The sequence below is a fragment of the Hyphomonas sp. KY3 genome, from assembly GCF_017309975.1.
Lineage (GTDB): Bacteria > Pseudomonadota > Alphaproteobacteria > Caulobacterales > Hyphomonadaceae > Hyphomonas.
The window spans coordinates 1,047,978-1,072,793 of sequence record NZ_CP022271.1 but is presented as its reverse complement, the minus strand read 5'-3'; the positions used below and the strand labels follow the sequence as shown (position 1 = coordinate 1,072,793).

General features: G+C 61.4%; 26 protein-coding genes and 2 riboswitches. Of the genes, 15 read left to right on the top strand and 11 right to left on the bottom strand.

All coding sequences use genetic code 11. The features are described from left to right. The first annotated feature begins 68 nt into the window (after positions 1-68). Genes ispH through CFA77_RS05505 form a run of 3 tightly spaced genes read left to right on the top strand, consistent with a single transcriptional unit; the run spans position 69 to position 2,677 of the window. Entirely contained in the window at positions 69-1,022 is a 954-nt protein-coding gene (gene ispH / locus CFA77_RS05515; protein WP_206992591.1) for a 4-hydroxy-3-methylbut-2-enyl diphosphate reductase, read from the top strand. A 57-nt stretch (positions 1,023-1,079) separates the two neighbouring features. Then, complete coding sequence (locus tag CFA77_RS05510; RefSeq protein ID WP_206992590.1) at positions 1,080-2,021, top strand: rhodanese-related sulfurtransferase; 942 nt, start codon at positions 1,080-1,082, stop codon at positions 2,019-2,021. Further along, positions 2,018-2,677, top strand: coding sequence for a glutathione S-transferase (locus CFA77_RS05505; RefSeq protein ID WP_206992589.1), 660 nt, complete (start codon positions 2,018-2,020; stop codon positions 2,675-2,677). The genes CFA77_RS05510 and CFA77_RS05505 overlap by 4 nt, the downstream gene beginning before the upstream one ends. 35 nt (positions 2,678-2,712) lie before the next feature. Here CFA77_RS05505 and metA read toward each other — a convergent pair whose 3' ends face one another. The 3 genes from metA to recA form a co-directional block, all read right to left on the bottom strand. Further along, complete coding sequence (metA, locus tag CFA77_RS05500) at positions 2,713-3,657, bottom strand: homoserine O-succinyltransferase (RefSeq protein ID WP_206992588.1); 945 nt, start codon at positions 3,655-3,657, stop codon at positions 2,713-2,715. 54 nt (positions 3,658-3,711) lie between these two features. Beyond that, a riboswitch (SAM riboswitch) is annotated at positions 3,712-3,789 on the bottom strand. A gap of 44 nt (positions 3,790-3,833) precedes the next feature. Beyond that, positions 3,834-6,473 carry an alanine--tRNA ligase gene (alaS, locus tag CFA77_RS05495; RefSeq protein WP_206992587.1) on the bottom strand — a complete coding sequence of 880 codons (2,640 nt, stop codon included), beginning with the start codon at positions 6,471-6,473 and terminating at the stop codon, positions 3,834-3,836. 185 nt (positions 6,474-6,658) lie between these two features. After that, on the bottom strand, positions 6,659-7,753 hold the full coding sequence (gene recA, locus CFA77_RS05490) for a recombinase RecA (protein ID WP_206992586.1): 1,095 nt from the start codon (positions 7,751-7,753) through the stop codon (positions 6,659-6,661). A 157-nt stretch (positions 7,754-7,910) separates the two neighbouring features. Here recA and CFA77_RS05485 point away from each other — a divergent pair, with 157 nt between their 5' ends. Further along, on the top strand, positions 7,911-8,123 hold the full coding sequence (locus CFA77_RS05485; RefSeq protein ID WP_206992585.1) for a DUF2093 domain-containing protein: 213 nt from the start codon (positions 7,911-7,913) through the stop codon (positions 8,121-8,123). Then, entirely contained in the window at positions 8,123-9,088 is a 966-nt protein-coding gene (locus tag CFA77_RS05480; RefSeq protein ID WP_206992584.1) for a M23 family metallopeptidase, read from the top strand. The genes CFA77_RS05485 and CFA77_RS05480 overlap by 1 nt, the downstream gene beginning before the upstream one ends. A gap of 317 nt (positions 9,089-9,405) precedes the next feature. Here the strand turns inward: CFA77_RS05480 and CFA77_RS05475 are convergent, their stop codons facing one another. From CFA77_RS05475 to CFA77_RS05465, 3 genes are all read right to left on the bottom strand, one after another. Further along, complete coding sequence (locus CFA77_RS05475) at positions 9,406-10,167, bottom strand: hypothetical protein (protein ID WP_206992583.1); 762 nt, start codon at positions 10,165-10,167, stop codon at positions 9,406-9,408. Positions 10,168-10,368: 201 nt separating this feature from the next. Continuing rightward, positions 10,369-10,854 carry a transposase gene (locus CFA77_RS05470; protein ID WP_206992582.1) on the bottom strand — a complete coding sequence of 162 codons (486 nt, stop codon included), beginning with the start codon at positions 10,852-10,854 and terminating at the stop codon, positions 10,369-10,371. Positions 10,855-10,898: 44 nt separating this feature from the next. After that, positions 10,899-11,870 carry a quinone oxidoreductase gene (locus CFA77_RS05465; RefSeq protein ID WP_206992581.1) on the bottom strand — a complete coding sequence of 324 codons (972 nt, stop codon included), beginning with the start codon at positions 11,868-11,870 and terminating at the stop codon, positions 10,899-10,901. Positions 11,871-11,931: 61 nt separating this feature from the next. On the opposite strand from CFA77_RS05465, the gene rnhB reads away from it, so the two are divergent. The 6 genes from rnhB (at position 11,932) to ttcA (ending at position 16,291) form a co-directional block, all read left to right on the top strand. Next, the gene (gene rnhB, locus CFA77_RS05460; RefSeq protein ID WP_206992580.1) at positions 11,932-12,519 is read left to right on the top strand and encodes a ribonuclease HII; all 588 of its coding nucleotides are present in this window, start codon (positions 11,932-11,934) and stop codon (positions 12,517-12,519) included. 171 nt (positions 12,520-12,690) lie between these two features. Continuing rightward, a complete protein-coding gene (locus CFA77_RS05455) occupies positions 12,691-13,116 on the top strand; it encodes a GIY-YIG nuclease family protein (protein WP_206992579.1) in 426 nt (141 codons plus the stop codon). A gap of 73 nt (positions 13,117-13,189) precedes the next feature. Then, a complete protein-coding gene (locus CFA77_RS05450; protein ID WP_206992578.1) occupies positions 13,190-13,678 on the top strand; it encodes a DUF4440 domain-containing protein in 489 nt (162 codons plus the stop codon). Between the two features lie 143 nt (positions 13,679-13,821). Beyond that, a complete protein-coding gene (locus CFA77_RS05445; RefSeq protein ID WP_206992577.1) occupies positions 13,822-14,283 on the top strand; it encodes a helix-turn-helix domain-containing protein in 462 nt (153 codons plus the stop codon). A gap of 72 nt (positions 14,284-14,355) precedes the next feature. Then, positions 14,356-15,390 (top strand): energy transducer TonB, encoded by a 1,035-nt coding sequence (locus CFA77_RS05440; protein WP_206992576.1) that lies wholly within the window; start codon positions 14,356-14,358, stop codon positions 15,388-15,390. 7 nt (positions 15,391-15,397) lie between these two features. Next, positions 15,398-16,291: a tRNA 2-thiocytidine(32) synthetase TtcA gene (ttcA, locus tag CFA77_RS05435; RefSeq protein ID WP_206992575.1), complete on the top strand. Its 894-nt coding sequence runs from the start codon at positions 15,398-15,400 to the stop codon at positions 16,289-16,291. A 6-nt stretch (positions 16,292-16,297) separates the two neighbouring features. Here the strand turns inward: ttcA and CFA77_RS05430 are convergent, their stop codons facing one another. Together CFA77_RS05430 and CFA77_RS05425 are read right to left on the bottom strand one after the other, a co-directional pair. Beyond that, positions 16,298-16,780, bottom strand: a complete 483-nt coding sequence (locus tag CFA77_RS05430; RefSeq protein ID WP_206992574.1) for a DUF2165 family protein — start codon at positions 16,778-16,780, stop codon at positions 16,298-16,300. 126 nt (positions 16,781-16,906) lie between these two features. Continuing rightward, on the bottom strand, positions 16,907-18,208 hold the full coding sequence (locus CFA77_RS05425) for an acyl-CoA dehydrogenase family protein (protein WP_034814082.1): 1,302 nt from the start codon (positions 18,206-18,208) through the stop codon (positions 16,907-16,909). 152 nt (positions 18,209-18,360) lie between these two features. Here CFA77_RS05425 and CFA77_RS05420 point away from each other — a divergent pair, with 152 nt between their 5' ends. From CFA77_RS05420 to CFA77_RS05410, 3 genes are all read left to right on the top strand, one after another. After that, complete coding sequence (locus CFA77_RS05420) at positions 18,361-19,107, top strand: sulfite exporter TauE/SafE family protein (RefSeq protein WP_206992573.1); 747 nt, start codon at positions 18,361-18,363, stop codon at positions 19,105-19,107. A gap of 155 nt (positions 19,108-19,262) precedes the next feature. Then, entirely contained in the window at positions 19,263-20,162 is a 900-nt protein-coding gene (locus CFA77_RS05415; RefSeq protein ID WP_034814084.1) for a LysR family transcriptional regulator, read from the top strand. A gap of 32 nt (positions 20,163-20,194) precedes the next feature. Beyond that, positions 20,195-20,296, top strand: a riboswitch (yybP-ykoY riboswitch). A gap of 93 nt (positions 20,297-20,389) precedes the next feature. Then, positions 20,390-20,959 carry a TMEM165/GDT1 family protein gene (locus tag CFA77_RS05410; RefSeq protein ID WP_206992572.1) on the top strand — a complete coding sequence of 190 codons (570 nt, stop codon included), beginning with the start codon at positions 20,390-20,392 and terminating at the stop codon, positions 20,957-20,959. A gap of 8 nt (positions 20,960-20,967) precedes the next feature. Here CFA77_RS05410 and CFA77_RS05405 read toward each other — a convergent pair whose 3' ends face one another. Next, positions 20,968-22,698, bottom strand: coding sequence for a cation:proton antiporter (locus CFA77_RS05405; protein WP_206992571.1), 1,731 nt, complete (start codon positions 22,696-22,698; stop codon positions 20,968-20,970). Between the two features lie 31 nt (positions 22,699-22,729). After that, positions 22,730-23,191: a nucleoside deaminase gene (locus tag CFA77_RS05400; RefSeq protein WP_242517497.1), complete on the bottom strand. Its 462-nt coding sequence runs from the start codon at positions 23,189-23,191 to the stop codon at positions 22,730-22,732. 50 nt (positions 23,192-23,241) lie between these two features. Here CFA77_RS05400 and rsmD point away from each other — a divergent pair, with 50 nt between their 5' ends. Then, complete coding sequence (gene rsmD / locus CFA77_RS05395) at positions 23,242-23,802, top strand: 16S rRNA (guanine(966)-N(2))-methyltransferase RsmD (protein ID WP_206992570.1); 561 nt, start codon at positions 23,242-23,244, stop codon at positions 23,800-23,802. Here rsmD and CFA77_RS05390 read toward each other — a convergent pair. Beyond that, entirely contained in the window at positions 23,799-24,803 is a 1,005-nt protein-coding gene (locus tag CFA77_RS05390; RefSeq protein WP_206992569.1) for a patatin-like phospholipase family protein, read from the bottom strand. The genes rsmD and CFA77_RS05390 overlap by 4 nt on opposite strands. Between the last annotated feature and the right edge of the window lie 13 nt (positions 24,804-24,816).

Genomic DNA, 24,816 nt, shown 5'->3' with positions numbered 1-24,816 from the left:
TGTTGCTGCAGATGTGTTAAAGGCCCAGACGTCTCGGCGCAACGCCCGCAGGCAGGAAGTAGGATGAAATGAACGACAGGCAGCCTCTTGTGATCCGACTTGCGGCGCCGCGCGGCTTCTGCGCTGGCGTTGATCGGGCCATCCAGATCGTCGAGGAAGCGCTCGAAAAGTGGGGCGCGCCGGTCTATGTGCGCCACGAAATCGTCCACAATGCCCATGTGGTGAGCCGACTCGAGGATCTGGGCGCTATCTTTGTCGAAGAACTGGACGAATGTCCGGAAGATCGCCCGGTGATATTCTCCGCCCATGGCGTGCCGAAATCCGTGCCGGCCGAAGCCCAGCGCCGCAACATGATCTTTGTCGACGCTACCTGCCCACTCGTCTCCAAAGTGCATGTCGAGGCCGAGCGCCATCACCGGGAAGGCCGGGAAATTGTGCTGATCGGCCATGCCGGACACCCGGAAGTGATTGGCACGATGGGCCAGTTGCCGGGTGATACAATCACCCTGATCGAGACCGTTGAAGACGTGGCGAGCTTCGCGCCGAAGAATCCGGACAATGTCGCTTTCGTGACCCAGACAACCCTCTCTGTTGACGATACAGCAGACATCGTGGCGGCGCTGCAGGCGCGCTTTCCGGGCATTTCAAGCCCTCACAAGGAAGATATCTGCTACGCCACGACCAATCGTCAGGAAGCGGTGAAGTCGTTCGCGCCCGGCACAGATCTCGTTCTCGTGATCGGGGCGACCACAAGCTCGAATTCGGTTCGCCTGGTCGAAGTGGCCAAACGTGCGGGCGCCGCACGGGCAGAACTGGTCGCGAGCGCCGAGAATATCGACTGGGCCTGGTTTGAAGGTGTGAGCATACTTGGCCTGACGGCTGGAGCGAGCGCGCCGGAAGACCTGGTGCAGGGCGTGATCAATGCCTGTTCCGAGCGCTTCGATGTGTCGGTTGAAAAGGTCGAAACAGCGCGTGAAACGGTAACTTTCAAATTGCCGCGCATATTGTCCGAGCCGGCTTAGGCGTCTGCCTGCTGCCGGATATTCAAATCGCTGCAACATTCTGGCATAAGGTCGCGCATGACCTACACTGTTGCCGCCTTCTACAAATTCTTTTCCTTTCCGGACTTTGAAGCCCGCCGGGCTGCGCTGGCGGAGACACTGTGCGGCGCGGACGTAAAAGGCACGGTGCTGCTCGCCTCTGAGGGCGTGAATGGCACGATTGCCGGGACAGCCAACGGCGTCGAGGCGGCGCTGGCCACTTTGCGTGCCCTGCCGGGCGCGGCCGACCTTGAAGCCAAGTTCTCCGAAACCGACGAGATGCCTTTCCTGCGCCTCAAAGTGCGCCTGAAAAAGGAAATCGTGACCATGGGCATACAGGGCACAGACCCGAATGCGCTGGTCGGCACCTATGTCGAGCCAACCGAGTGGAACGACCTCATCAGCGACCCGGACACTGTGCTGATCGATACGCGCAATGATTATGAATATTCTATCGGCACGTTCGAAGGCGCAATCGATCCGGAGACAAAAACTTTCCGCGAATTTCCGGACTGGTTCCGCAAGTTCCGTGAGCGGCTGGAAGCCGAAGGACGCACGCCCAAAGTTGCCATGTTCTGCACCGGCGGCATCCGCTGTGAAAAGGCGACCAGCTTTGTAAAGGCCGAAGGCATTGACGACGTGTTCCACCTGAAAGGCGGCATTCTGAAATATCTCGAGACCGTGCCGGAGACCGACAGCAAATGGCGCGGCGAATGTTTCGTCTTCGACGAACGCGTGTCGGTGCGCCATGATCTCACCCCCGGCAGCTATGATATGTGCCATGCCTGCAAACGGCCGATCACGGATGAAGACAAGGCGGAGGCCGCCTATGTACCCGGCGTTTCCTGCCCGCACTGTATTGACGAAATGAGCGATGAACAGCGCGCACGTTTCGCCGAACGGCAGAAGCAAATCGACCTTGCCCGCAAACGAGGCCAGGAACATATGGGCCCGGAGGCGCGGCGGAGCGAAGACGCGTGAGCGCGCCAGGGCACATCCTCTATACGTTCCGGCGCTGTCCCTATGCGATGCGTGGACGAATGGGTCTGTCGATGGCAGGTCTGCCAGTCCATGTTCGTGAAGTGGTACTCCGCGACAAGCCCGCCGACATGCTGGCCGCCAGTCCCAAAGGCACGGTGCCGGTTCTGGTAACGACCTCTGGTGAGGTCGTGGACGAGAGCCTCGACGTGATGCGGTGGGCGCTGGCGCAGAATGACCCCGAGGGCTGGCTGGCGGCAGACCCGGAAACGACGGACATGTTGATCTCCCGCAATGATGGCGTGTTCAAACACGCGCTGGATCGCTATAAATACCCCAACCGGTACTCCGACGAAGATCTTGTCCCCGGCGCGGCGCGAGAGGCGGGGCTCGACATACTTCGGGACCTTAATTCAAGGCTGGAAGCACATGGCGGCCAGCTTGTGCGGCCAACGCGCAGCCTGGCCGATATGGCCATATTCCCCTTCGTCCGCCAGTATGCGCATACCGACATGGACTGGTTCCGGGCGCAGGATTTGCCTGCGCTACAGGTCTGGCTGGACGGTCACAAGCAGAGCGCCCTGTTCAAGAGTGTGATGGCGAAATATGCCCAGTGGGAACCGGGCAGTGACGAGCCATTATTGCCCGCTGCCGCCTGACCACCCAAAGCTTACCGCCTACTCACAAAAACCGGTTATCTGGTCTTGCTATCACCGGCACGATCCGTCCCGATATCTTCCAGATTATAGGGCGTGGTCTGGTACATCTGATTGATCCAGTTTCCAAACAGAAGAAACGCGTGGGATCGCCAGCGATTTTTCGGCTTGCGGCTGGGGTCGTCATCCGGGAAGTAATTGGCCGGCACAGCAATCTGCTTACCTGACGCCACATCTCGGCGATACTCATTCTCCAGAGAGGTTGAGTCATATTCGATGTGGTTGAAGATATAAAGCCGGTTGCCGCGCGCCTCATGCAACAGGCAGAGCCCGGTCTCGTCACTCTCCATCAGGACATTCAGACCACTGCCGGACGGAATATTTTCGCGGCGCACTTCGGTCCAGCGGGACACCGAGATCGAGAAATCATCCGAGAAGCCCGTGAGGAACGGAGATTCCGGTTTGCGGTTATGGTGACGATAGACACCAAACGCCTTCTCTTCGAGAGTATGCTTAGGCACGCCATGAAAATGATGCACGGCCGCCATGGCCCCCCAACAGATGAAGAAGCTGGAATGAACATGAGTCTCGGTCCAGTCGAGAATTTGCGTGAGTTCGTCCCAATAGGTGACGTCCTCGAACGGCAGGGTCTCAATCGGCGCACCGGTAATGATGAAGCCGTCAAACTTGCGATCCTTAACCTCATCCCAGGTATGGTAGAAGGAGATGAGGTGATCCTCCGGCGTGTTGCGCGCCACATGGCTGCCGATGCGCACCAGAGTCAACTCCACCTGCAGCGGCGTCGCGCCGACAAGGCGGGCGATCTGGGATTCCGTCTCGATCTTGTTCGGCATCAGATTGAGCAGCGCAATCCGCATCGGGCGAATATCCTGACGCGTTGCGATGGATTCATCGAGCACCTGCACGCCTTCACGTACGAGTAGGTCGCGCGCGGGCAAACCGTCAGGAATTCGAATGGGCATAGGCTCTACTCCGCTACCAGTTTCGGCCAGTCGGAATCTTGCTGTGAGCGTGTTCGGATTTCCCGCGCAGCCTTTTAGCAAGTTGTTTAACGTGGCTGCAAGCCGACCGACCAAATCACCACGGGGCCTCTACATAGGCGCCCCGTGGCGGGAGTCAATCGGTTCGCGTGAGGGGATCAGCCCGCAATCGCCGCGCGAACAGCGGCGAGCGCATCGTCGGCCTTGTCGGTATCAGGGCCGCCCGCCTGAGCCATGTCAGGCCGTCCGCCACCGCCCTTGCCACCAAGCGCCTCGCTGGCCGCCTTGACGAGATCGACCGCCGAATAAGTGTCGGTCAGGTCCTTGGTCACCCCAACGGCAACACCGGCCTTGCCATCGGCGACGCCGACAAAGGCCACGATGCCGGATCCGATCTGGGCCTTGGCCTCATCCACCAGCGTGCGCAACTCCTTGCCGCCCACACCTTCAGCAATGCGCGCCATCAGTTTCACGCCATTGATCTCTTCCGGCCCGGCCGGCGCGCCACCGCCGCCGCCCATGGCGAGCTTGCGCTTGACGTCGGCCAGTTCTTTTTCCAGCGACCTGCGCTCCTCGCCGAGCGCAGCCACTCGGCGCGGGACATCCTTGAGCGGAACTTTCAAGCTCTCGGCAAGGTCTACCGCAATCTGGGCGCGTCCCTTGAGATAGGCCAGCGCCTCGGCGCCTGTTGCCGCTTCGATTCGGCGCACGCCTGCCGACACACCACTCTCTGACATGATCACGAATACGCCGATATCCCCGGCACGCTCGACATGGGTACCGCCGCACAGTTCGACCGAATAGCGCCGTGCATCGCCGGTGCCCATGGACAGCACACGGACTTCGTCGCCATACTTCTCACCGAACAATGCAAGTGCCCCCGCTTCGATGGCCTTGTCAGGTGAAGTTACCTGAATGCCCGTCGGGTGGTTTTCGCGAATCTGGGCATTGACTTCATCCTCGACCGCTTCGAGTTCTGCTGGCGTCATCGGACCATTGTGCGAAAAGTCAAAACGAAAGCGATCAGCCTCGACCAATGAGCCCTTCTGCGTGACATGTTCGCCAAGCACATTGCGCAAGGCAGCATGCATGATGTGGGTTGCCGAATGGTTGGCCATGATGGCGCGGCGACGCGCGGCATCGACATGCAGGTTGGCCGTGTCGCCGAGCCTGACTTCGCCCGAGACGAGTTCCCCGATGTGAACGTGCAGGTCTCCCGCACGCTTCTGGACATCGCGCACGATGAAGCGCGCGCCGTTACCGAACACTATCTCACCATGGTCGCCGGCCTGACCGCCGGATTCTGCATAGAAAGGCGTTGTGTCGAAAACGAGTTCAGCCGGGCCGGCAGACAGTGCATCAACCCGTGCGCCGCCAGCAGCGATTGCGACCAGCTTGCCCTTGCCTTCGGTGCCATCATAGCCGGTGAAACTTGTGGCGCCAGCATCGTCGCGGACGCGGAACCAGATATCATCCGTTGCCTGATCTCCGGAGGAGAACCCTGCTGCGCGGCTATCCTGGCGCTGTTGCTCGAGCGCGGTTTCAAAACCATCAACATCGACGCTCATCTCCCGCCCGCGCAGGATGTCCTGCGTGAGGTCGAGGGGGAAACCATACGTGTCGGACAGTTTGAAGGCGACGTCGCCCGGCAGCGCATCGCCGGCCTTCATGTCCGCCGTTTCCTTGTCGAGCAGCGACAAGCCATTGCCCAAAGTGCGCTGGAAGCGAGCCTCTTCCTGTTCGAGGGCAGACTCAATGGCGGCTTTGGCGCGGCCAAGCTCCGGATAGGCCTTGCCCATTTCCGAGATCAGCGCCGGGGCAAGTTTGTACATCAGCGGTTCGCGCGCGCCGAGCAGGTGTCCGTGGCGCATCGCGCGGCGCATGATGCGGCGCAGGACGTATCCCCGGCCCTCATTCGACGGCAGGACGCCATCAGCAATCAGGAAGGCCGATGTGCGCAAATGGTCGGCGATGACGCGGAAGGAGGCAAGCTGGTCGCCTGCAGCCTTCGCACCATAGAGGTCTTCCTCGGCCGCGATCAGCGATTTGAAGAGATCGATGTCGTAATTATTGTGGACGCCCTGCAGGACGGCCGAAATCCGCTCCAAACCCATGCCGGTATCAATGGAGGGCTTGGGGAGATTTTTGCGCGAGCCATCGGCCTGCTGGTCGAACTGCATGAAAACGAGGTTCCAGATCTCGATAAAGCGGTCGCCGTCCTCATCTGGGCTGCCGGGAGGGCCTCCGGGAACGCTTTCGCCATGATCATAGAAGATTTCGGAACACGGGCCGCACGGACCGGTGTCACCCATGGACCAGAAATTGTCCGATGTGCCGATCCGGATGATCCGGGAATCCTCGAGGCCGGCGATCTTTTTCCAGAGCGCTGCGGCTTCATCGTCTTCGGCATAGACCGTGACGAGGAGTTTTTTCGGGTCGAGCGCGAATTCCTTGGTGCACAGCTCCCAACCGAATTCGATTGCGTCTTCCTTGAAATAGTCGCCGAAGGAAAAATTCCCGAGCATTTCGAAAAAGGTATGGTGGCGGGCCGTGTAGCCGACATTGTCGAGGTCATTGTGCTTGCCGCCGGCGCGAACGCATTTCTGAGATGTCGTCGCGCGCGGGCCGGGGGGCGTCTCGGCACCGGTAAAGATGTTCTTGAACGGCACCATACCGGCATTGACGAAGAGCAGGGTGGGATCGTTCTGCGGGATGAGCGGCGCAGATGCCTGACGCAGGTGCCCTCGCTTCTCGAAGAAGGAAAGAAAGGTCTCGCGAATCTCGTTTACGCCGGTCATGGGCAGCTCTGTGTCCTTGCGATCAGTGTTGCGGCCGAGTCAATCGACGCGCTTATTACACCGGCGATATAAAGGTCCCTTTGCGGCACGCCAAGCGGGGTGCGCCACAAAGGGACAGTTCTCTGGAGAGAGAGAGGGTACTTCTGGCCCTGAAATGCGTATTTCAGGGCCAGAAATCCTGTGGATCAGCCTTCTGCGGCGTCTGGCAGATCGTCATCCTGTTCGGATTCCATGCCGGCATTCAGCAATTCATCCGCCAGAAGGCCTGCATTGCGCCGGATCGCATCCTCGATCTCGTCGGCGATGGCCGGGTTTTCCTTCAGGAAGTTACGGGTCTTCTCGCGGCCCTGCCCCATGCGCTCTCCTTTGTAGGAGTACCAGGAGCCAGCCTTTTCAACGACTTCAGCCTTCACGCCAAGATCAATGAGTTCACCCGTCTTGGAAATGCCTTCGCCATAAAGAATGTCAAATTCGACTTGGCGGAAGGGCGGCGCAACCTTGTTCTTGACTACTTTGACGCGTGTCTGGTTGCCGATCACTTCGTCCCGGTCCTTGATCGCGCCAATGCGGCGGATGTCGAGCCGGACCGAGGCGTAGAATTTCAGGGCGTTCCCGCCGGTCGTGGTCTCCGGGCTGCCGAACATGACGCCGATCTTCATGCGGATCTGGTTGATGAAGATCACCATACATTTGGATTTGGAGATCGAGCCGGTCAGCTTGCGCAGCGCCTGACTCATCAGGCGGGCCTGCAGACCTGGCAAAGAGTCGCCCATCTCGCCTTCGAGTTCAGCGCGTGGCGTGAGGGCCGCCACCGAGTCAATGACCAGTAGATCAACCGCGCCAGAACGGACCAGCGTGTCAGCGATTTCGAGTGCTTGTTCACCCGTGTCCGGCTGGGAGATCAGAAGGTCATCAAGGTCCACACCGAGCTTGCCCGCATAGAGCGGATCCAGCGCGTGTTCGGCGTCGATGAAGGCACAGACGCCGCCATTCTTCTGGGCTTCTGCCACGCTGTGCAGGGCCAGCGTCGTCTTGCCCGAGCTTTCCGGACCATAGATTTCGATGATACGACCCTTGGGCAGGCCGCCAATACCGAGCGCAATGTCGAGACCGAGCGAACCGGTGGGCACCGCTTCGACATCCATCACCTTCTTGTCGCCAAGGCGCATGACCGAGCCCTTGCCGAAGGACCGCTCAATATTGCCCAAAGCTGTTTCAAGAGCTTTCTGCTTGTCCACGCCTGATTCCTTGTCCACGAGTTGTAGCGCCGCTTTGGCCATGAGTCGTCTCCTTAGGTCTACCATGGGGCCGCATTTGGCAAGGCCCCCGTTTGCCGTTGCTGAGTCGGATGTACCATATTTGTTCTGCGGAACAAAGAGGAAACTTTCTGCGCGCTACATCTTTTCTTTTGGTGCTGTTTCAGGCATGGTCGCGCATATGCTTGACCGATCCAGCCGCCCCGCCGGCGAAGCCCGCCTTCGCTATCTCGACGCCGACATCGAAATGATCGCGCCGGGAGACTATGTCACCTGCGCGGTGACCGGCCGGAAGATCCCGCTCCAGGCCCTGCGCTATTGGAGCGTGGACCTGCAGGAAGCCTACTGGGATGCCGAGGCGGCGAGCCAGCGCATGGTCAAGGCTGGTCACTGATGCGCCGCGCGCTGCTGACGGGACTGGCAACATTTGTGGTGGCGTGTGCAGCGGCAGAGTCTCCTGCGCCAACGCCTGCTGCGCCTGACATGGCACCTGTTCCTGCTGCGCCAGCCCCGGTGGCTGAGCCTGAAATTGATACAGAGACACCTGTTCAGGTCATCGCGCCGACATGTGACGGCGTTCTGGTACAGGGCGGGCTGGTGATTTGTTCAGCCGAACCGGGCAGTACGTTCACGGTCGCGGGAACAAAGCTGACTGTCAGCGAAATGGGCACGGCGCAGTCCGGGCTCAGCACGCGCGCGCCGAGTGTTGTCGGCTGGTCGCATGACAGCGGCGCATTCGGGGATCTCCAGATTGCCGAGCGCCAGGATGAATACCGCGAAATTTCGGGCTTTGACTGCGACAAGGTCGATGCCCGCTCGGCTGAACAGAAGGCACATGCCTCGCGCAGCTGGGTGAAGAAGCAGGACTCGTTTGCCAGCTTCAATCCCGGCCCCGGCGCGCTGAAAGGTTTTGTGAAACCGGCCGATGCGCCAACCTCGTCGCCTTTCGGGCCGACGCGGAAATATACCGGCGTCTCGAAAGTGACCGGCGAGCCGTGCGAGAGCACATCGGTGCATCGCGGCTATGACATGGCCGCGCCGGTGGGCACCGAAGTCCGCGCGCCCGCGCCGGGCGTGGTGATCCTGGCCGATCCGGATCTCTATTATGAAGGCGGCACCGTGTTCCTGGACCATGGCCATGGCCTGGTCTCGGTGTTCATGCATCTGTCAGCGGTCGATGTGGCGGCGGGCGATGAGGTCGACACGGGCGACTTGTTGGCCAAAACCGGCAATACCGGCCGCACGACCGGGCCGCACCTGCATTGGGCGGTAAAGTGGCGCAATCCCGAAGCGCGCAGCCGGGACGGCGATTTCTATATCGACCCGGCCCTGTTGCTGGAGTTACAGCCCGCGCCTTAATCCTAAATGATGAATCAAGGTTACCGCAGGCTTGCCCGCGCCTGCGCAATTGCGCCCTTTGCGGAAACGCGCCCTTCAGACCTGTGGCGCATAATTCACCCGTAGCGCGAACACACACCCCTCTCCCGGATTCGCGCTGCGCCCCCCGGGTCTGCGGAACCTGTAATATCTGCAGCACACCGAACCTGAATGGGCGGTACCCATCAATTGCACCCAGCCGCCCATGGCTCCGCTCGCCCTTAGCCCCTCCCAAGGCGCGGGTGGGCGGAGATTGCAGCCTCCCCCGATGTCCAGATTTTAACGAATGCCCGCCCCGGTCAGGCCGGGGCCAGCCCTGCTCCGGCGGGTCGCGCGGGCGGGTCCGTGGCCGTATCGGCCCAATGGCAGAACTGCCAGAAATCCCAGAGTTTTCGCTGCAGCGTGTCGCGCCTCAGCCGGTCTTTCACATAGCCCGGCGGGCGGCCCATGCGCAGCGGATGCATGCGCCCGCGCTTGCCGGCCTGAAACTCGGCCCGGCGACGCGCCTGCCACAGCGCCATGCGCCGCGCCTCGGCGGCGGGGTCAGCGCAACTTGTGGTGAGCCGCTCCAGCCGCGCCAGCAGCGGCGCGGGATCCAGCGTCTCGGGCGGGCCTTCGGGCTCTGGCGCGCGGGGCATGCCCAGCATCCAGATCGAGGGGCGAGGCCCGTATCTTGCCGGGGGCGTTTCAAGCGGCTCCAACGGCGGAAAATAGAGCGTCAGCGTGTCGAGCATGGCGAGCTTGCGCGCCGGGGCCTGCCGCGCGGGGCCGGTCTGGCTGGTCCGTAAAGTGTCCATAACTGGTCCAGATGAGTCCATAGCCGATGCGCGCGGCGCTGACGGGGTCCAGCTGACCTCCAGTTCCAGCGACATGAGATAGAGCATGCGCCGCACCAGAGATTCCAGGGCGCGCAGTGTACGGAGCGATGCATAATAGACCGCGCGCTGCACGGCGCCCTCGCCTGACGCGGAGAGCGCGCCGCGCAGCTCCGCCATCAGCCCGGCCACAAAAGGCCAGCCCGTTTCCAGTGCGCGTTTGATGAGGGAGTCCCGGTCGAACATGCCCGCAAGGATACGGGAGGTTTTGGAGGAGTGGGATAAGGTTTATTTTGTTCGTCTGGTTGACTAATGAAATTCTAAACTTGAGTTCAGCGTTGGCCGATGTCGACTTTGATGGTGTCGCGCCCCGGGGCATGGCGGGTCTTGACCCGCCCTACGGGTGTTTCGGTGTCTGTAGCCTGTAGGGCGGGTCAAGACCCGCCATTATCCAGGTCTCCATGCTTTTCCATAGTCGCGTTTGAAGCGGTGCCATGTCGAAAAGGGCCATTCGTCCGGATCGTCGACATAGCCGTGCTTCACCGGATTGTGGTGAATGTAATTCACGTGCGCCTCATAATCCTTTTCATCCCGGATCGCATGCTCCCAGAACCTCTGTTGCCAGATATTCCGTTCACCCTTCCGGCCCTCGCCCTTTATGGTCTCCGGCAGGCATTTGGTGAACCCTGCCTTGATGAGGCGTATGCGGGTTGAATAATCGTGGTCACCTTCCGGCAAGGTCATCATGAAATGTGTATGGTCTGGCAGCACGACCGCAGCAGGCGTCTCGAATGGGCGACGTGCGCGCACGTCTCGCCAGCTTTGGCGGAGCGACTCAATATTTGCTGTCAGCACATCCGAGGTACGGTTCTTGAGCGTGACCGTGAAGAAGAAGGTGCCACCCGGAATATAGAGACGTCTATAATCCGGCATGGCGTTTCTCCTTGGCGACTTTGTTTGGCGGGTCTTGACCCGCCCTACGGGACGAGCACCGTCGCGCCGGTCGTAGTCCCGCTCTCGATGGCTTCGTGGGCTTTTGCGGCTTCGGAGAGGGGGAAACGCTGGCCGATGTCGGCATGGATCGTGCCGGATTTCAGGGCGCTGAAGAGGAAGCTGGCGCCGCGGGCGAGGCTGTCCGCATCCGGAATGAAATGGAACAGGGTGGGCCGGGTCATGACCAGTGAGCCGCCCTGGGCCAGACGGCCGGGCGGGATCGGCTCAACCGGGCCGGAGGCGTTGCCATAAGTGACGAACCAGCCCGCAGGCCGGAGGCTGTTCAGGCTTTCCTCGGCGCTGATGCGGCCGACACTGTCATAGGCGACATCGACGCCGCGCCCGCCGGTCAATTCTTTCACCTTGTCGGCCACGCCCTCATAGCCAATGATCACGTCGGACGCGCCGAGCGCCCTTGCCTTTTCGGCCTTGGCCTCAGTGGAGGTGACGGCGATGACGCGCGCGCCGAGACTGGCGGCCCATGGCACGAGCAGGCTGCCGACACCGCCGACCGGCGCCCAGACGAGAATCGTCTCCCCGGCCTGAAGCGGGCGGACCTCGAACAACAGCGCCCAGGCGGTGAGGCCTTTCAGAAGGACGGCGGCGGCATCCTGCGGGCGGATGTCATCCGGCAGGAGCAACATTCGGTCGGCCGGGCCGGTGAAATGGCTGGCATAGGTGCCGCTGCCCAGATAGGCGACCTTGTCGCCGGGCTTCAGATGGGTGACGCCCTCGCCGACTTCCTGAACCGCGCCGGCGCCCTCCTGGCCGGGCGTGAAGGGAAAGCGCACGGGATAGAGGCCGGTGCGGTGATACGTGTCGATGAAGTTGAGGCCCGCCGCGCTCTGGCGCACGGTCACTTCGCCGGGGCCGGGCTTGCGGGGGATGAAATCCTCGACCTTGAGCACGTCTGGCCCGCCGGTCTCATGCATCTGGATGCGGTATGGCTGTGTCATGTGTGCAGTAGAACCCCGGAGCGCGCTGGAGCGCAAGAGCGACTCGCGTTTTGGTTGGGCGATGGCGACAGCACAGATCCTTATTGCGGGCGTGGACGAGGCCGGGCGCGGGCCCTGGGCGGGGCCGGTGACGGCAGGCGCGGTGATCCTCGACCCGGCGCGGCCCATCGACGGCCTGACCGATTCCAAGAAGTTGACCGAGGCAAAGCGCGATGCGCTGGCGCCGATGATCCGCGACCGGGCAGCGGCGTGGAGCGTGGCGCATGCCACCCCGGAAGAGATTGACCGGCTGAACATTCGCCAGGCGACGTTCCTCGCCATGGAGCGGGCCGTGACGGGGCTGGGCCTGGCGCCGGGGCATATATTGGTGGATGGCAACGCCCTGCCCGCCGGCTTTCCGTGCGCGGCGACAGCGATTGTGAAGGGCGACCTGACCGAGCCCGCGATCTCGGCTGCCTCAATCCTCGCCAAGACAGTGCGCGACGCGCTGATGAAGGAGATGGATCTGGCGTTTCCGTCCTATGGCTTTGCCCGGCACAAGGGTTATGGCACCGCCGCCCATGCCGCGGCGCTGATGGCGCACGGGCCCTGCGCCCACCACCGGATGAGCTTTGCCCCGGTCAAGCGGGCACTGGCCGCGAGCGCCTGATTCGCCCCGGACCGCCCTGCCCGGCGCTCCCCCCTTGCTCTGGGGCCCGGAGCTTAACCAATTGGGCAAATCGGGAAGGAATTCTTCCCCTCAGGCCCCCGAAACCGCCACATTTTAACGGCTGATTAACCGTAGCAAGAGAGCTTCGCGCGAAATGGGAGGGCTCCGCATATGTGGATATTGTTCGGGTGGCATACTTGGTGGGGCGAGTCTGGCCGGCCCTATCGCTTCAAGATCACGCTGACGCCGAAGGGCCTGCCGAATGATGGCGGCATCTATGTCTTCGTGCAGCGCCGCTTCGTCTTCTTCCTGTTCCCGCTCTACATCGGCAAGGCCGCAAACTTCAAAAGCCGCCTGATCGGCCATGAACGCTGGTGGGAAGCCTGGTGGAAGCGCGGCGCGACCGAGCGGCACGTTCTGGTCCTGAAGAAGGAATCGGACCGGGCGCGCGTGGAGGAAGACCTGATCCGCCGCTACCAGCCGCGCATGAACAACATCCTCGTGCCTCGCGGCAGCAATGATGCGCCCAACAACAAGCGCCTGCGCTTCTGGTGGAGCATCAAGCGCTTCTTCCGCATTCCCTTCCTGGCGCGCTAGGCCGACTTTCAGCTTGGCCCATGCGCCCCTTTTGCTAGGGTGACGCCGGGGCTGGACCTGAAAGGACTGAACCATGTTCGAAGTTTCCCGACTTGCGCTCGCGGGCTTGCTTGTCGCGTTGGGCGCTTGCACCAGCGTGCCGAGCGCAACGCAGGCCGATCTCGAACAGGAAAAGGCCGTATTGCGGGCCCTTAAATCAGACACCTGGCCCGGCCTCTATGCAGCGAACGATGCCGATGGACTGGCGGCATTCCTGGCCGATGACTTCGTCTTGATTGGCGGCGGTGTCCGCACCCGGGCCGATGAAGTGAACTGGATGCGCGAAAACAGCTGGGACGGGCCGGCGGATTTCGTGTTTGAAGTGGATGACGTCATTTTCCTCACGCCAGACTCTGCATTGGTCTACGGACGCGGCCTGAGCACGCGCATGGCTGAGGACGGCACACCTTGTAGACACAGTTACATGTCTTCCAACACGCTGCGAAGAACAGATGATGGCTGGCACCCCGTCTCGTCACACGTCTCCGATGCCACTTGCGACCCGGTTGCCTTGGAAGAATAGGAGTTCGACAGCCCTCTGGCGCCCCTGTGACGGGGCTCTTGCGGGCTTCTGGCGGCGCCGTGACGGCGTCAAGACGTGGTCGGCCAAGGGGTTTTTCCGCACTTTCATCGAGGTTACAAACAACCCGGAGAAAGGGGAACGAGATGCAGTATGATGCAGATGCCGCGAAGATCAAACGCTGGAGAGAAGAACGCCACTGGTCGCAGGAACATCTGGCCGAACTCGCCGGAATTGGCGTGCGCACCGTTCAGCGGATCGAGACGGGGGACAAGGCGTCTGGCGACTCCCTGAAGGCGCTGGCGGCGGCATTCAATGTCGATGTCATGGCGCTGACGGTGGACGCAAAGACCGAAGCCGAAACGATGATCCGGGAGAAGAACGCCAAGGCGACCGCCGCCATGCGGCTCGGTTTCTTCATCCATCTGGCCAGCTATCTGTTCGGCATGATCGTGTTCGCCGGGATCAGCCTGACCGTTGGAGGTGATCGCTATGCCATGCTGACGCCCACCATATGGTGGACGGTCGGACTGGCCGGGCACGCCTTGGCGCTGGCCCTGGTCGAACTTACGGCCCGCTACCAGCAACAGGTCGGCGCGGCGGACTGATCCGATCGCGCGGATTGAAACCGGCACCATACGCCGTTAGGTTGATGGTCCAGAGGGCTTTCGAGGATTCCCATGAAGAAGACACTGATGGCGGCGGCGCTGGACCTTGCCGACCATCTGTATAACACGGCACGTGCGGAAAATGATGCGGCAGGCGCGGGCGCTGCGGCCTATTCGCGGGCTGAGATCCTGACGGCGCAGAACGCGCATGAAGACGCGGCCAGAGCGTATGAACAGTGCGAAGACCAGTATCGCGCGATCAGTGCGGCGGCGCAGTCGCTGCAATGCGCGCTGCGGGCCGCAACCTCGCTTCAGTCGGCCGGGAAACCGGGCAATGGCCTCGACAAGCTGCAGGATGTGGCGCGAGAGCTCGAAGACATAGGTCAGGACCAGTCCGGCTTTGCCGTCGGGGTCTATATGGCATTGGCACAGGCGACGCTGCCGCCGAAGTTTCACCGTTTGGAAGGCGCGCGCAGCAAGCGTGAAAAGACCATAGCCTACACCAACAAGACAATGCGCGCACTTGAGGCGATTGGGCAGGCAACAAGCGAACACTACGCCTCCGCCTTGATGCTCAGAGGCGAAGCTCAGGAAGACATGCAAGATTACGAGGCGGCCGCCGCGTCTTACAAAGCCTTTCTCGAACTTTACCCGAACTTGCCGAATGCTTCTGAGGGCGTGTACGAAAACGCCCGCAATCGCTATCAGATCACTCAGTCCGAGATGGATGACAGCGAGGACGACACGTTCACCGTCACTGGCAAGGATGGCGAAGAGATCGTCCTGACCATTGAGCGCAAGCGGGAGGTTCGTTCACCGCGCGCGGGCAAGGAAACCCGCTTGGCTGATGGGGCCAGCGTCCGTGCGAAGATTACATTAAAAGCAGATGGACGCGTGGAAGATATCGAAATCCTTTCGAGCAAGCCGAACGAAAAGTATGGCGAGTCGTTTGAAAACGGCGTGAAGCATTGGCGCTTCATTCCGCCGAAGGGTGTATCAGGGACGGATGTGCCCCCTTTCGAATATGGCATGATTTTCTATGTGACGCGCCGCAACTCGGCCGAACGGCGTGAAATGCTTGCGCGGGAAACCCGGCCCGTGAGATAGGGCGCGTATGGCAGATGACACCTCCTCCTTTTCTGCGGCGCCGCCCCTGTTTGCGGATGCGCCGTCTGGCGTCAGCTTCAAGAAGCTGCGCAAGCGGCTGGTGCGCGGCGCGCTGAAGGCGATTGACGACTACAAGATGGTCGACCGGCGCGCGGTGGATGCGGGCGAGACCCCGCGCCCGAAATGGCTGGTCTGCCTTTCCGGTGGCAAGGATTCCTACGGCTTGCTGGCAGTATTGCTGGACCTGCAATGGCAAGGCGCACTGCCGGTGGACCTGGTGGCCTGCAACCTTGACCAGGGCCAGCCGGGCTTTCCGAAGCACGTCTTGCCGGACTGGCTGGAGCGGGTCGGAGTGAAATACAGGATCGAGACCGAGGACACCTATTCCATCGTGACCGAAAAGGTCGAGGCGGGGCGGACCTATTGCTCGATGTGCTCGCGCCTGCGCAGGGGCATTCTCTATCGCATTGCCCGGGAAGAAGGCTGTGAGGCGATCGTGCTGGGTCATCACCGCGATGATGCGCTGGAAACCTTCATGATGAATTTCGTGCATGGCGGACGCATGGCCGCAATGCCGCCGAAACTGCTGAATGATGAGGGCGATGTCTTCGTGCTGCGCCCACTGATCACCGCCGCCGAGGATGATCTGGCCAAGTTTGCCACCGCAATGGAATTTCCGATTATTCCTTGCAATCTATGTGGCAGCCAAGACGGGCTGCAGCGCGTGGCGATGAAACAGATGCTGGACGAATGGGAACGCAAGAAGCCCGGCGTGCGGCAGGTGATGGCGCATGCGCTGGCCACAGTGCGGCCGAGCCATTTGCACGACCCGCGCGTGTTCGACTTTGCCGGGCTGGAGATCGGCGACGCCGGCGAAGACGATCCGAACGTTCCGTTCTAGGCGACGTCAGTCCGGCGCGTTCACGAACAACAGGACAATGCCGCTCGATATTGCGTACTGGAACGCGCCGCCTTGCGCAGCAGCGCCCAGCGGAGTCTGCCACATCTGGAAGTAGGCGCCTCCGATCACCATGAACAGACCAAACCAGACCAGGAGCGCCATGACACACCCCATGATCGCCCAGGTCTTTGTGTCGTTAAAACCTTCAGCTGATCCCCCCCGCACCCGGAACATGTCGTATGCACCCTTGAGCGAGAACGCGGCGACCAGAAGTTCCCCGAGAATGATGAAACACAGCACAATCGTGATCAGGACGGGCGACGAGATTGCGGGCCCGAAGGCGTTGGGATAGGCCTCGTTGCCTGCCATGGGCAGCACGCCCTGAACGAAACTGGTCGCCGCTTCGAAGTTGACGATGTTGTTGAGCGCGTAGAACAGGCCCTGTAGCCCGACAAACAGGATCAGAATGATTTTGGAAATGCGTATCATAGCGTCCTCCCTACCAAGAGGATCACATTAAACGAGTTTTCTGGAAATTGCGAGAATTCGACCCGTGACGCAAAAAGGGCGGCCCAAAAAGCCGCCCTTCTCCAATATTCTTCTGAACCTCAAAGGCTATTTCCGCCAGACGGCGGCCATGGCCGGATCTTCCTCTTCGCCCGTATACTTGCGGGTTTCGGCACGGCCGACCACCATGTGGTGTACTTCATCCGGACCGTCCGCGAGGCGCAGGGTGCGCTGATTGGCGTACATGCGGGCCAGTGGCGTCCATTGGGACACACCGGCGGCGCCGTGCATCTGGATGGCATCGTCAATGATGGCGCAGACACGTTCCGGCACCATGGCCTTGACCATGGAAATCCAGACGCGAGCTTCCTTGTTGCCCAGCACGTCCATCGCCTTGGCAGCCTTCAGCACCATCATGCGCATGGACTCGATCTCGATGCGCGCGCGGGAGACCTTTTCAAGGTTTCCGCCCAGCTTGATCAGGTCACGGCCAAAGGCCTGACGCGTCATGCCGCGAACGACCATCAGGTCGAGTGCCTTCTCAGCCGCACCGAGCGACCGCATGCAGTGGTGGATGCGGCCAGGCCCCAGACGAAGCTGGGAAATCTCGAAGCCACGGCCTTCGCCGAGCAACATGTTTTCCTTCGGCACACGTACATTCTCGAAACGGATGTGCATGTGGCCATGCGGGGCATCCGGATCACCGAAGACGTGCATGGGGCCGAGAATGGTGACGCCCGGATGCGGCAGCGGCACCAGGATCTGGCTCTGCTGCTTGTTCGGGGCGGCGTCAGGGCTGGTTTTCACCATGGTGATCATGATCTTGCAGCGCGGATCGCCTGCGCCGGAAATGTAGAACTTCTCGCCATTGATGACCCACTCGTCGCCTTCGAGCACGGCGCTCATGGAGACGTTCTTGGCATCCGACGATGGCAGGGCCGGCTCGGTCATGGCAAAGGCCGAGCGGATCTTGCCTTCGAGCAGCGGCTTCAGCCAGCGCTCTTTCTGTTCGGGCGTGCCGACGCGCTCCAGAACTTCCATATTGCCGGTGTCCGGCGCGGAACAGTTCATGGACTCAGAGGCCAGCGGGTTCTTGCCGAGCTCAGCCGCGATATAGGCATAGTCGAGGTTCTTCAGGCCTTCGCCAGTTTCGGCGTCCGGCAGGAAGAAGTTCCAGAGGCCCTGCTTCTTGGCCTCGTCCTTTGCCTTTTCGAGCGCTTCCAGCTGGCCGGGCGCATAGGACCAGATGTCAGTCTTTCCTTCGCCAAGGCGATGGAATTCCTCACTCATGGGATTCACGACATCCTTGATGAAGCTTTTCACATGCTCGTAAAGCGGCACGGCTGCGTCTGACATGCGCAGATCGTTGAGCTCGTTTTGTGTGTCCTTGGACACTTCGGTATCCGCCATTTTGGGGTCTCCTCTCAGACTTTCTTGTTGGGGGAATGGTAGGCCTTGCGGCAACGGCACCGCAAATTGTTTCTTTGAAATGTTTTGTGTCGCGCATGTGGGCAGGGCTGCAAGATTTGGCGTTTGCCTGCAAACCGGTCTAGGCCTGCGCCATGACGTCGCTCGCCGCTTCCATCATCCTGGTGACCGTGCTGGCCACCAGTTTCCTGTCCGGCATCTTCGGCATGGCCGGCGGCGTGATCTTCATGGGCGTGCTGACTGCGCTGGTACCGGTTGCCACAGCCATGATCATTCATGGCGCGGTCCAGATGGTCTCCAATGGATATCGGGCGTATCTCTGGCGCCGTCATATTCACTGGAGCGTGTTTCGTCGCTATGCGCTGGGATCTGCCGCAGCGGTCCTGTTGCTGTTCGCGCTCAGCTGGCGCCCGGACAAGCAGATGGTTTACCTGATGCTGGGGCTGGTGACCTTGCTCGTCTGGCTGCCCAAATCGATTGCCGATCTCGACATCCAGAAACCCTATCAGGCCGAAGGTGCGGGCTTTGTCGTACAAGCGCTCAACACGGTTGCGGGCGTGGCCGGGCCGTTGATGGACCAGTTCTTCGTTCACACGGACATGCATCGCCACGAAATCGTTGCGACCAAGGCCGTGACGCAGGTTCTGGCGCATTTCGTGAAGATCATTTTCTGGAGCGTCCCGGTCATCATGGCGACGGGCGCGCAATCCCTGCCGCCAGCCTGGCTGATCCTTGCGGCGGCACCGCTCTCCATGCTGGGAACAACATTGGGCGGCAAAGTGCTGGACCGGATGAGTGATGTGAACTTCAAGCGGGGCATGAAATATCTGGTCACGGCGGTCGGCGCAGTCATGCTGATGCGCGCCGCAGGCTGGCTCTAGGGCCACTGCGCTTACGTCTCTGATTGTCTGTGGCGTCAGCGCCGCGCTCATTCAGGATCCTCTACTCTGCAAATGAAGTTAGCGAGTCCTGTACCATTCGGGAAGTTTATTATATGAAGCCCATGCATCACTATTGGTGATGGTTTGGAGCGCATATGAATCTCAGATCATTGGACCTGAACCTGCTGCCGGTGCTGGAGGCAGTTTATTCCGAGCGCAGCCTGACCCGGGCCAGCGAGACGCTGCACATCACCCAACCCGCAGTGAGCAACGCCCTCGCCCGGCTACGCACCCATTTCGAGGATCCGCTTTTCGTACGCGAGGGGCGCGGCGTGAAGCCCACGGCCATGGCCGAAGCCCTCATGCCTGCGGTGCGCGACGCGCTTGACCGGTTGCGCGCCGGGCTGGAGCCACGATCGGCGTTTGAACCGTCACGCTCGACGCGCGTGTTCAATATCTCCGCCCGCGATGCCGGAGCCTTCATGATTGCGCCAAGCCTTGCACGCCGCCTGCAGGACATTGCCCCCGGCGTGCGCATCGCCTGGACGCAACTGAACCGGGGCGCGATCTCCACCGAGTTGGCCTCGGGGCGACTGGACCTGGCCATCGACGTCCCAGGCATTCGCGGCACCGACCTTGAGCGTGAGCCGCTGATGACGACGCCTTATGTCTGTGTTGTGTCGGAAGACCATCCGCTCTCGGGCCGCCAGATGACGTTTGAAACCTTTTTGGAGTTGCGCCATGTCGTCGTCTCCAGCCGCCGCGAAGGACGTTCTTATGTCGAGGAAGTCGCCCGGTCGCATGGCGCGCGCATCACGCCGGTCATGCGACTGCCGACCTATATGCCAGCGCTGGAAATTGTGAAGTATACGGATCTTGCGCTCACCGCACCTGCCTTGCTCGCGCAATCACCGGGACTGGTCTCACATGACCTGCCCGGCGTCTTTCCCGCGCTCGACAGCGAGCTTTACTGGCGGCGGGAAAATTCTGAGGATGCTGCCCTGACCTGGCTGCGGGCTCTGATCCTTGATGCTGTGACAGAATTGGCGGGATGAGACTTGCGCCGGCAGGAGTGTGCCTATAACAGACGCGGGTCACTTGGGGAGTAGCCAGTCGGTCGACAGACCGAGCCTCCGCGTCAACATACTCGGCCTGCAGGTCGTGGCGCGAAGGGAACGGGACACCGTTCGGGCGAGACCAATGACGCCGCATTCCTGCTCGGGCCGGGCACGGAATGATGGTGTCATTGCGTCAGATTTGCCCGGCCTGGAGACTGTCTCTCATGGAAGCCCTGTTCACCTCCACACTCGTGGTCGCCCTTGCCGAGATCGGCGACAAGACCCAGCTATTGGCTGTCTTGCTCGCGGTACAGTTCCGCAAGCCACTGACCATCATCACCGGCATATTGGCCGCAACCCTCGCCAACCATTTTCTGGCCGCACTGGTCGGCTCTCAGGCCGCCACGTTCCTCCAGGGGGACTGGTTTCGCTATCTGATCGCCGTGTCGTTCATCCTGATGGCCGCCTGGACCCTCATCCCGGACAAGCTGGACGAGGATGAACGCCCCCGCATGCGAAATGGCGCTTTCCTGACAACGCTCATCACATTCTTTCTCGTCGAAATGGGCGACAAGACTCAGGTTGCGACGATTGCTCTGGGGGCACAATTCGAGCAAGTGATGCTGGTCACGCTCGGCACGACACTGGGCATGATGCTGGCCAATGTTCCCGCAGTCTATTTCGGAGAAGCCTTGATCCGGCGCGTGCCGCTCAGCCTCGTGCGACGGTTGGCGGCGCTGTTGTTCCTGGCAATCGGGCTATGGCTGCTGGCAGAAACGGCGGGGTGGCTCTGACGCAGCCATCAGATGGCAGCGCGCTCGTATTCCTCGTCGCGTTCGGCGGCCAGCCGGTCACGGATGGTTTCTTCATTGTATCCGAACTCATGAAGCGTACGTCCGGCCATTTGCAGGCCGGATTCAATGGCATCCGGGATCACTGACCGGGCCCCGGCATCGATGAGGCGCCGGGCGTGTTCATGGTCGCGGGCCCTGGCGATAATCGGCGCGTCAGGGCGCAATTTGTGAAAGGCTGACACCATCGCTTCTGCGGCGGTAACGTCATCCACCGTAACGACAAACATCATGGCACCGTCGACGCCTGCGCTATGCAGGATTTCCGGTCGCGCGGCGTCCCCCAGATAGGCGCGCCAACCAGCATTGCGGGCACGCGAAACATTGAAGGTACTGCGTTCCAGCGCGACGACTTCGGCGTCTTCCGCCGCGAGGATACGCGCGACGGCATGTCCGACCCGACCAAACCCGGCAATGATGACGTGGCCCTGAAGGTTTGAGAAATCTTCTTCCAGCGTATGCTCCGGTTCGGGCCCGGCCAACTTGTCTGACAAGAAGCCCCCGACCTTTCCGAGCACCGGAATGAGCAACATGGAGAGTCCGGCAATCGCGGCCATCAGCCCGGCTGGCTCCGGGGCGAGCACGCCTATGGCGGTGGCCGCGGCGATCACGACAAAGGCAAACTCCCCGGCAGGCGCGAGCAGGAAGGCGGCCTCGATGGACATCGGGGTCGGCCCGGCAAACAGACGCAGGGCCCCGAAACCGATGACCAGTTTCAGGACGAGCAGTGCGCCGAGCCCGGACAGGATCACCCAAGGTTGAGACAGGATCGATGGCAGGTCGAGCCCCATGCCCACCGTCATGAAGAACAGGCCCAGCAAGATGCCCTTGAAGGGTTCTAGATCGACCTCTGTCTGATGCTTGAACTCGGTTTCGCCCAATAGCAGGCCCGCCAGAAACGCGCCGAGCGCAAGTGAAAGGCCCGCCGTTGCCGTGATGGCGGCCGCGCCCACGACGGTCAGCAGGGTCAGCGCCATCAGAAAATCCCGTCCGCCTGCCGCCGCCGCAAGGCGAAACATGTGCCGCAGACCAAAGCGGCCAATGATCACGATCACGATGATTGCAATGACACCGTTGAACAGGGCTTCGAGCAGAATTTTCGTGACGTCCTGACCGGCCTCTATGTTGGCAAAGCCGACAAAGATCAGGATGGGGGCAACGAGGATGTCCTGAAACAATAGCACGCTGAGCGCGGCGCGCCCGACCGGTTGAGCGGCCTGCTTCTGCTCGATCAGCAGCTGCATGACGATAGCGGTCGACGACAGTGCAAGCGCCAGCCCGGCGATGATGGCGGCCTCTGCCGGCAGGCCGATCTGCCATCCGATGAGACCGATGGCGAGCGCGCTGATCCCTGCCTGAAGCCCCCCTGCGCCGAACACGGCCCGCCGCAGGGCCCACAGCTTTTCAAACGAAAACTCGAGCCCCAGCAGGAACAGGAGGAACAGCACGCCCAGTTCGGCAAAGGGCGCGGCGGCTTCCGGTTCCGAGATCGAGACAAATTCGAGTATGGGATAATTGTGGGAAAGCGAACCCAACGCGTAAGGGCCAAGCGCGATGCCGGACAACATGAATCCGACCACGGCGGGCAGTTTCAGATACCGGAAGACCGGAACCGCCACACCCGCCGCAAACAGGAAGACGATTGCGTCCTTGATCAGAATCTCGTGTCCTGGTTCCGCCATGCCTCGCTATGATTACCTTGTCTGGTTTGCCTCAGCTGCGCCGGGCCTTGAAGAAATCCTTGAGCAGCGCGCTCGCTGTCTCGCCCGCTGCCTCGTCCTGCTCGACCTCCGGCCGCCAGTGGCAGGTCGGTTGCTCGAAAAAGCGTGCGCCATGAATCACCGCACCGCCCTTCGGATCGCACGCCGCGAAGACGACCTTCCCGATCCGCGCAAGGCTGATCGCGCCTGCGCACATCGCGCAAGGTTCCAGTGTCACATAGAGGTGCAGGCCGGTCAGCCGGTAATTTCCCCTAGACGCCGCCGCAGCGCGCAGGGCGACAATTTCGGCATGGGCGGTCGGGTCATGCCCGGCAATCGGGCGGTTTGCACCCTCGGCCACGATCTCGCCTGTCTCCGGATCGACCACCACGGCGCCAACCGGCACTTCGCCCGCCTCGGCCGCCTCTCGCGCCAGTTCCAGCGCGCGGGTCATGGGATCAGCGAGAATTGTCATATGGATGGGATCGCCTTACACGGGCGCAAAGTAAAGGGATTGCCTGTCGAATGCGCATCATTGCCGGAGAGCACAAGGGGCGCGCCATTGCTGCGCCGAAGGGACAGGGCACGCGCCCGACGGGAGACCGTGCGCGCGAGTCGATCTTCAACATGCTGGCCCATGCGGACTGGGCGCCCGAGATCGACGGCGCGCGGGTGATTGATCTGTTCGCGGGTTCCGGCGCGCTGGGCCTGGAAGCCATGAGCCGGGGCGCCGCCTTCTGCCTTTTCGTCGAGACCGATCATGGCGCGCGCGGCGCTATCCGCGACAATATCGAAACACTGGGACTGTTCGGAAACACGCGGCTTCACCGGCGGTCGGCGACCGATCTGGGCGAGAAGCCCGCCAGCGCCGGCGTCCCCTTCACGCTCGCCTTCCTCGACCCGCCCTATAGTAAGGGCCTCGTCGAACCCGCACTGGCCGGCCTGGTATCTGGAAAATGGCTGGCCGAGAATGCGCTTGCCGTGGTCGAGACCGGATCGGACGAAACGATCACGCCAGACGGATGGGAGCCGGTCGAGACACGCGACTATGGCGCAGCGCGGATCTGGTTCCTGAAGCGGGTCTAGCCCTCGAAGAATTCCCGGCGCAAATCGAGGTGGGTCTGGTTGGTGCCGATCAGTTCTCCGCATTCGCCAAGCCAACCTTCCGCCGCCGCCCGGCCAATGTCCCTCAGCTTGGTCAGGAAGTCCCAGCTCGTGTCGTATTTGGTCCTTAGGCTGAACTCCATGAGGTCTTGCCCACCCTTGATGGCATGGATGTTCAGACGGCGGTATTTTTTGAGCATTGGCTCTTTCAACATGCCATCATCAAGCAATCGCTGGACAAAGGCGATGGCACGCAGCTCTCCGATCAGGGCGGCATTAAAACTGATCTCGTTCATCCGGTCTTGAATCTCCCCGGCACGTTTCGGAACACCGTCGCGGCGGATCGGGTTGAGCATGACCAGCAATACGTCACGCGGGGCGCCGGAATAGATCAGGGGAAAGAGGCTGGGATTGCCCATGAAGCCTCCGTCCCAATAAGCCTGCCCATCAATTTCCACGGCCTTGAAGGTTTGCGGCAGGCATGCCGAGGCGAGCACTGCGTCGAGGGAGATGTCCCCATCACTGAACACGGTGACATGGCCGGATTCGACATTCGTCGCCGACAGGAACAGTTGGATGCCCGACTCATCCACTTTCGAAAAGTCGATTACCTGCTCCACCACATCGCGGAGCGGGTTGATGTTGAACGGGTTGAGGTCATAAGGGCTCGCCAGACTCGACATGGCACTGGCATAGGCGAACACGATCGGACTGAGCGCGCCATAAGGCGTGACATTGCGGGAAGATTTGGAGATCCCCTGCCAGAGGGCTTCCAGCGTATCCTTCGCACCCTGCACGCCGTTTTCAGCCATGCCCGCCGAGAATGCGACGGCATTCATCGCCCCGGCGGACGTCGCGGAGATCGCCTTGATTTCAAGATCATCTTCCTCGATCAGCCGATCGAGCACACCCCAAGTATAGGCGCCATGCGCACCGCCACCCTGGAGCGCGAGGCTGATCTGCCGCTGCTTCTGTTTTGCCATGGCGGTGTTCCTG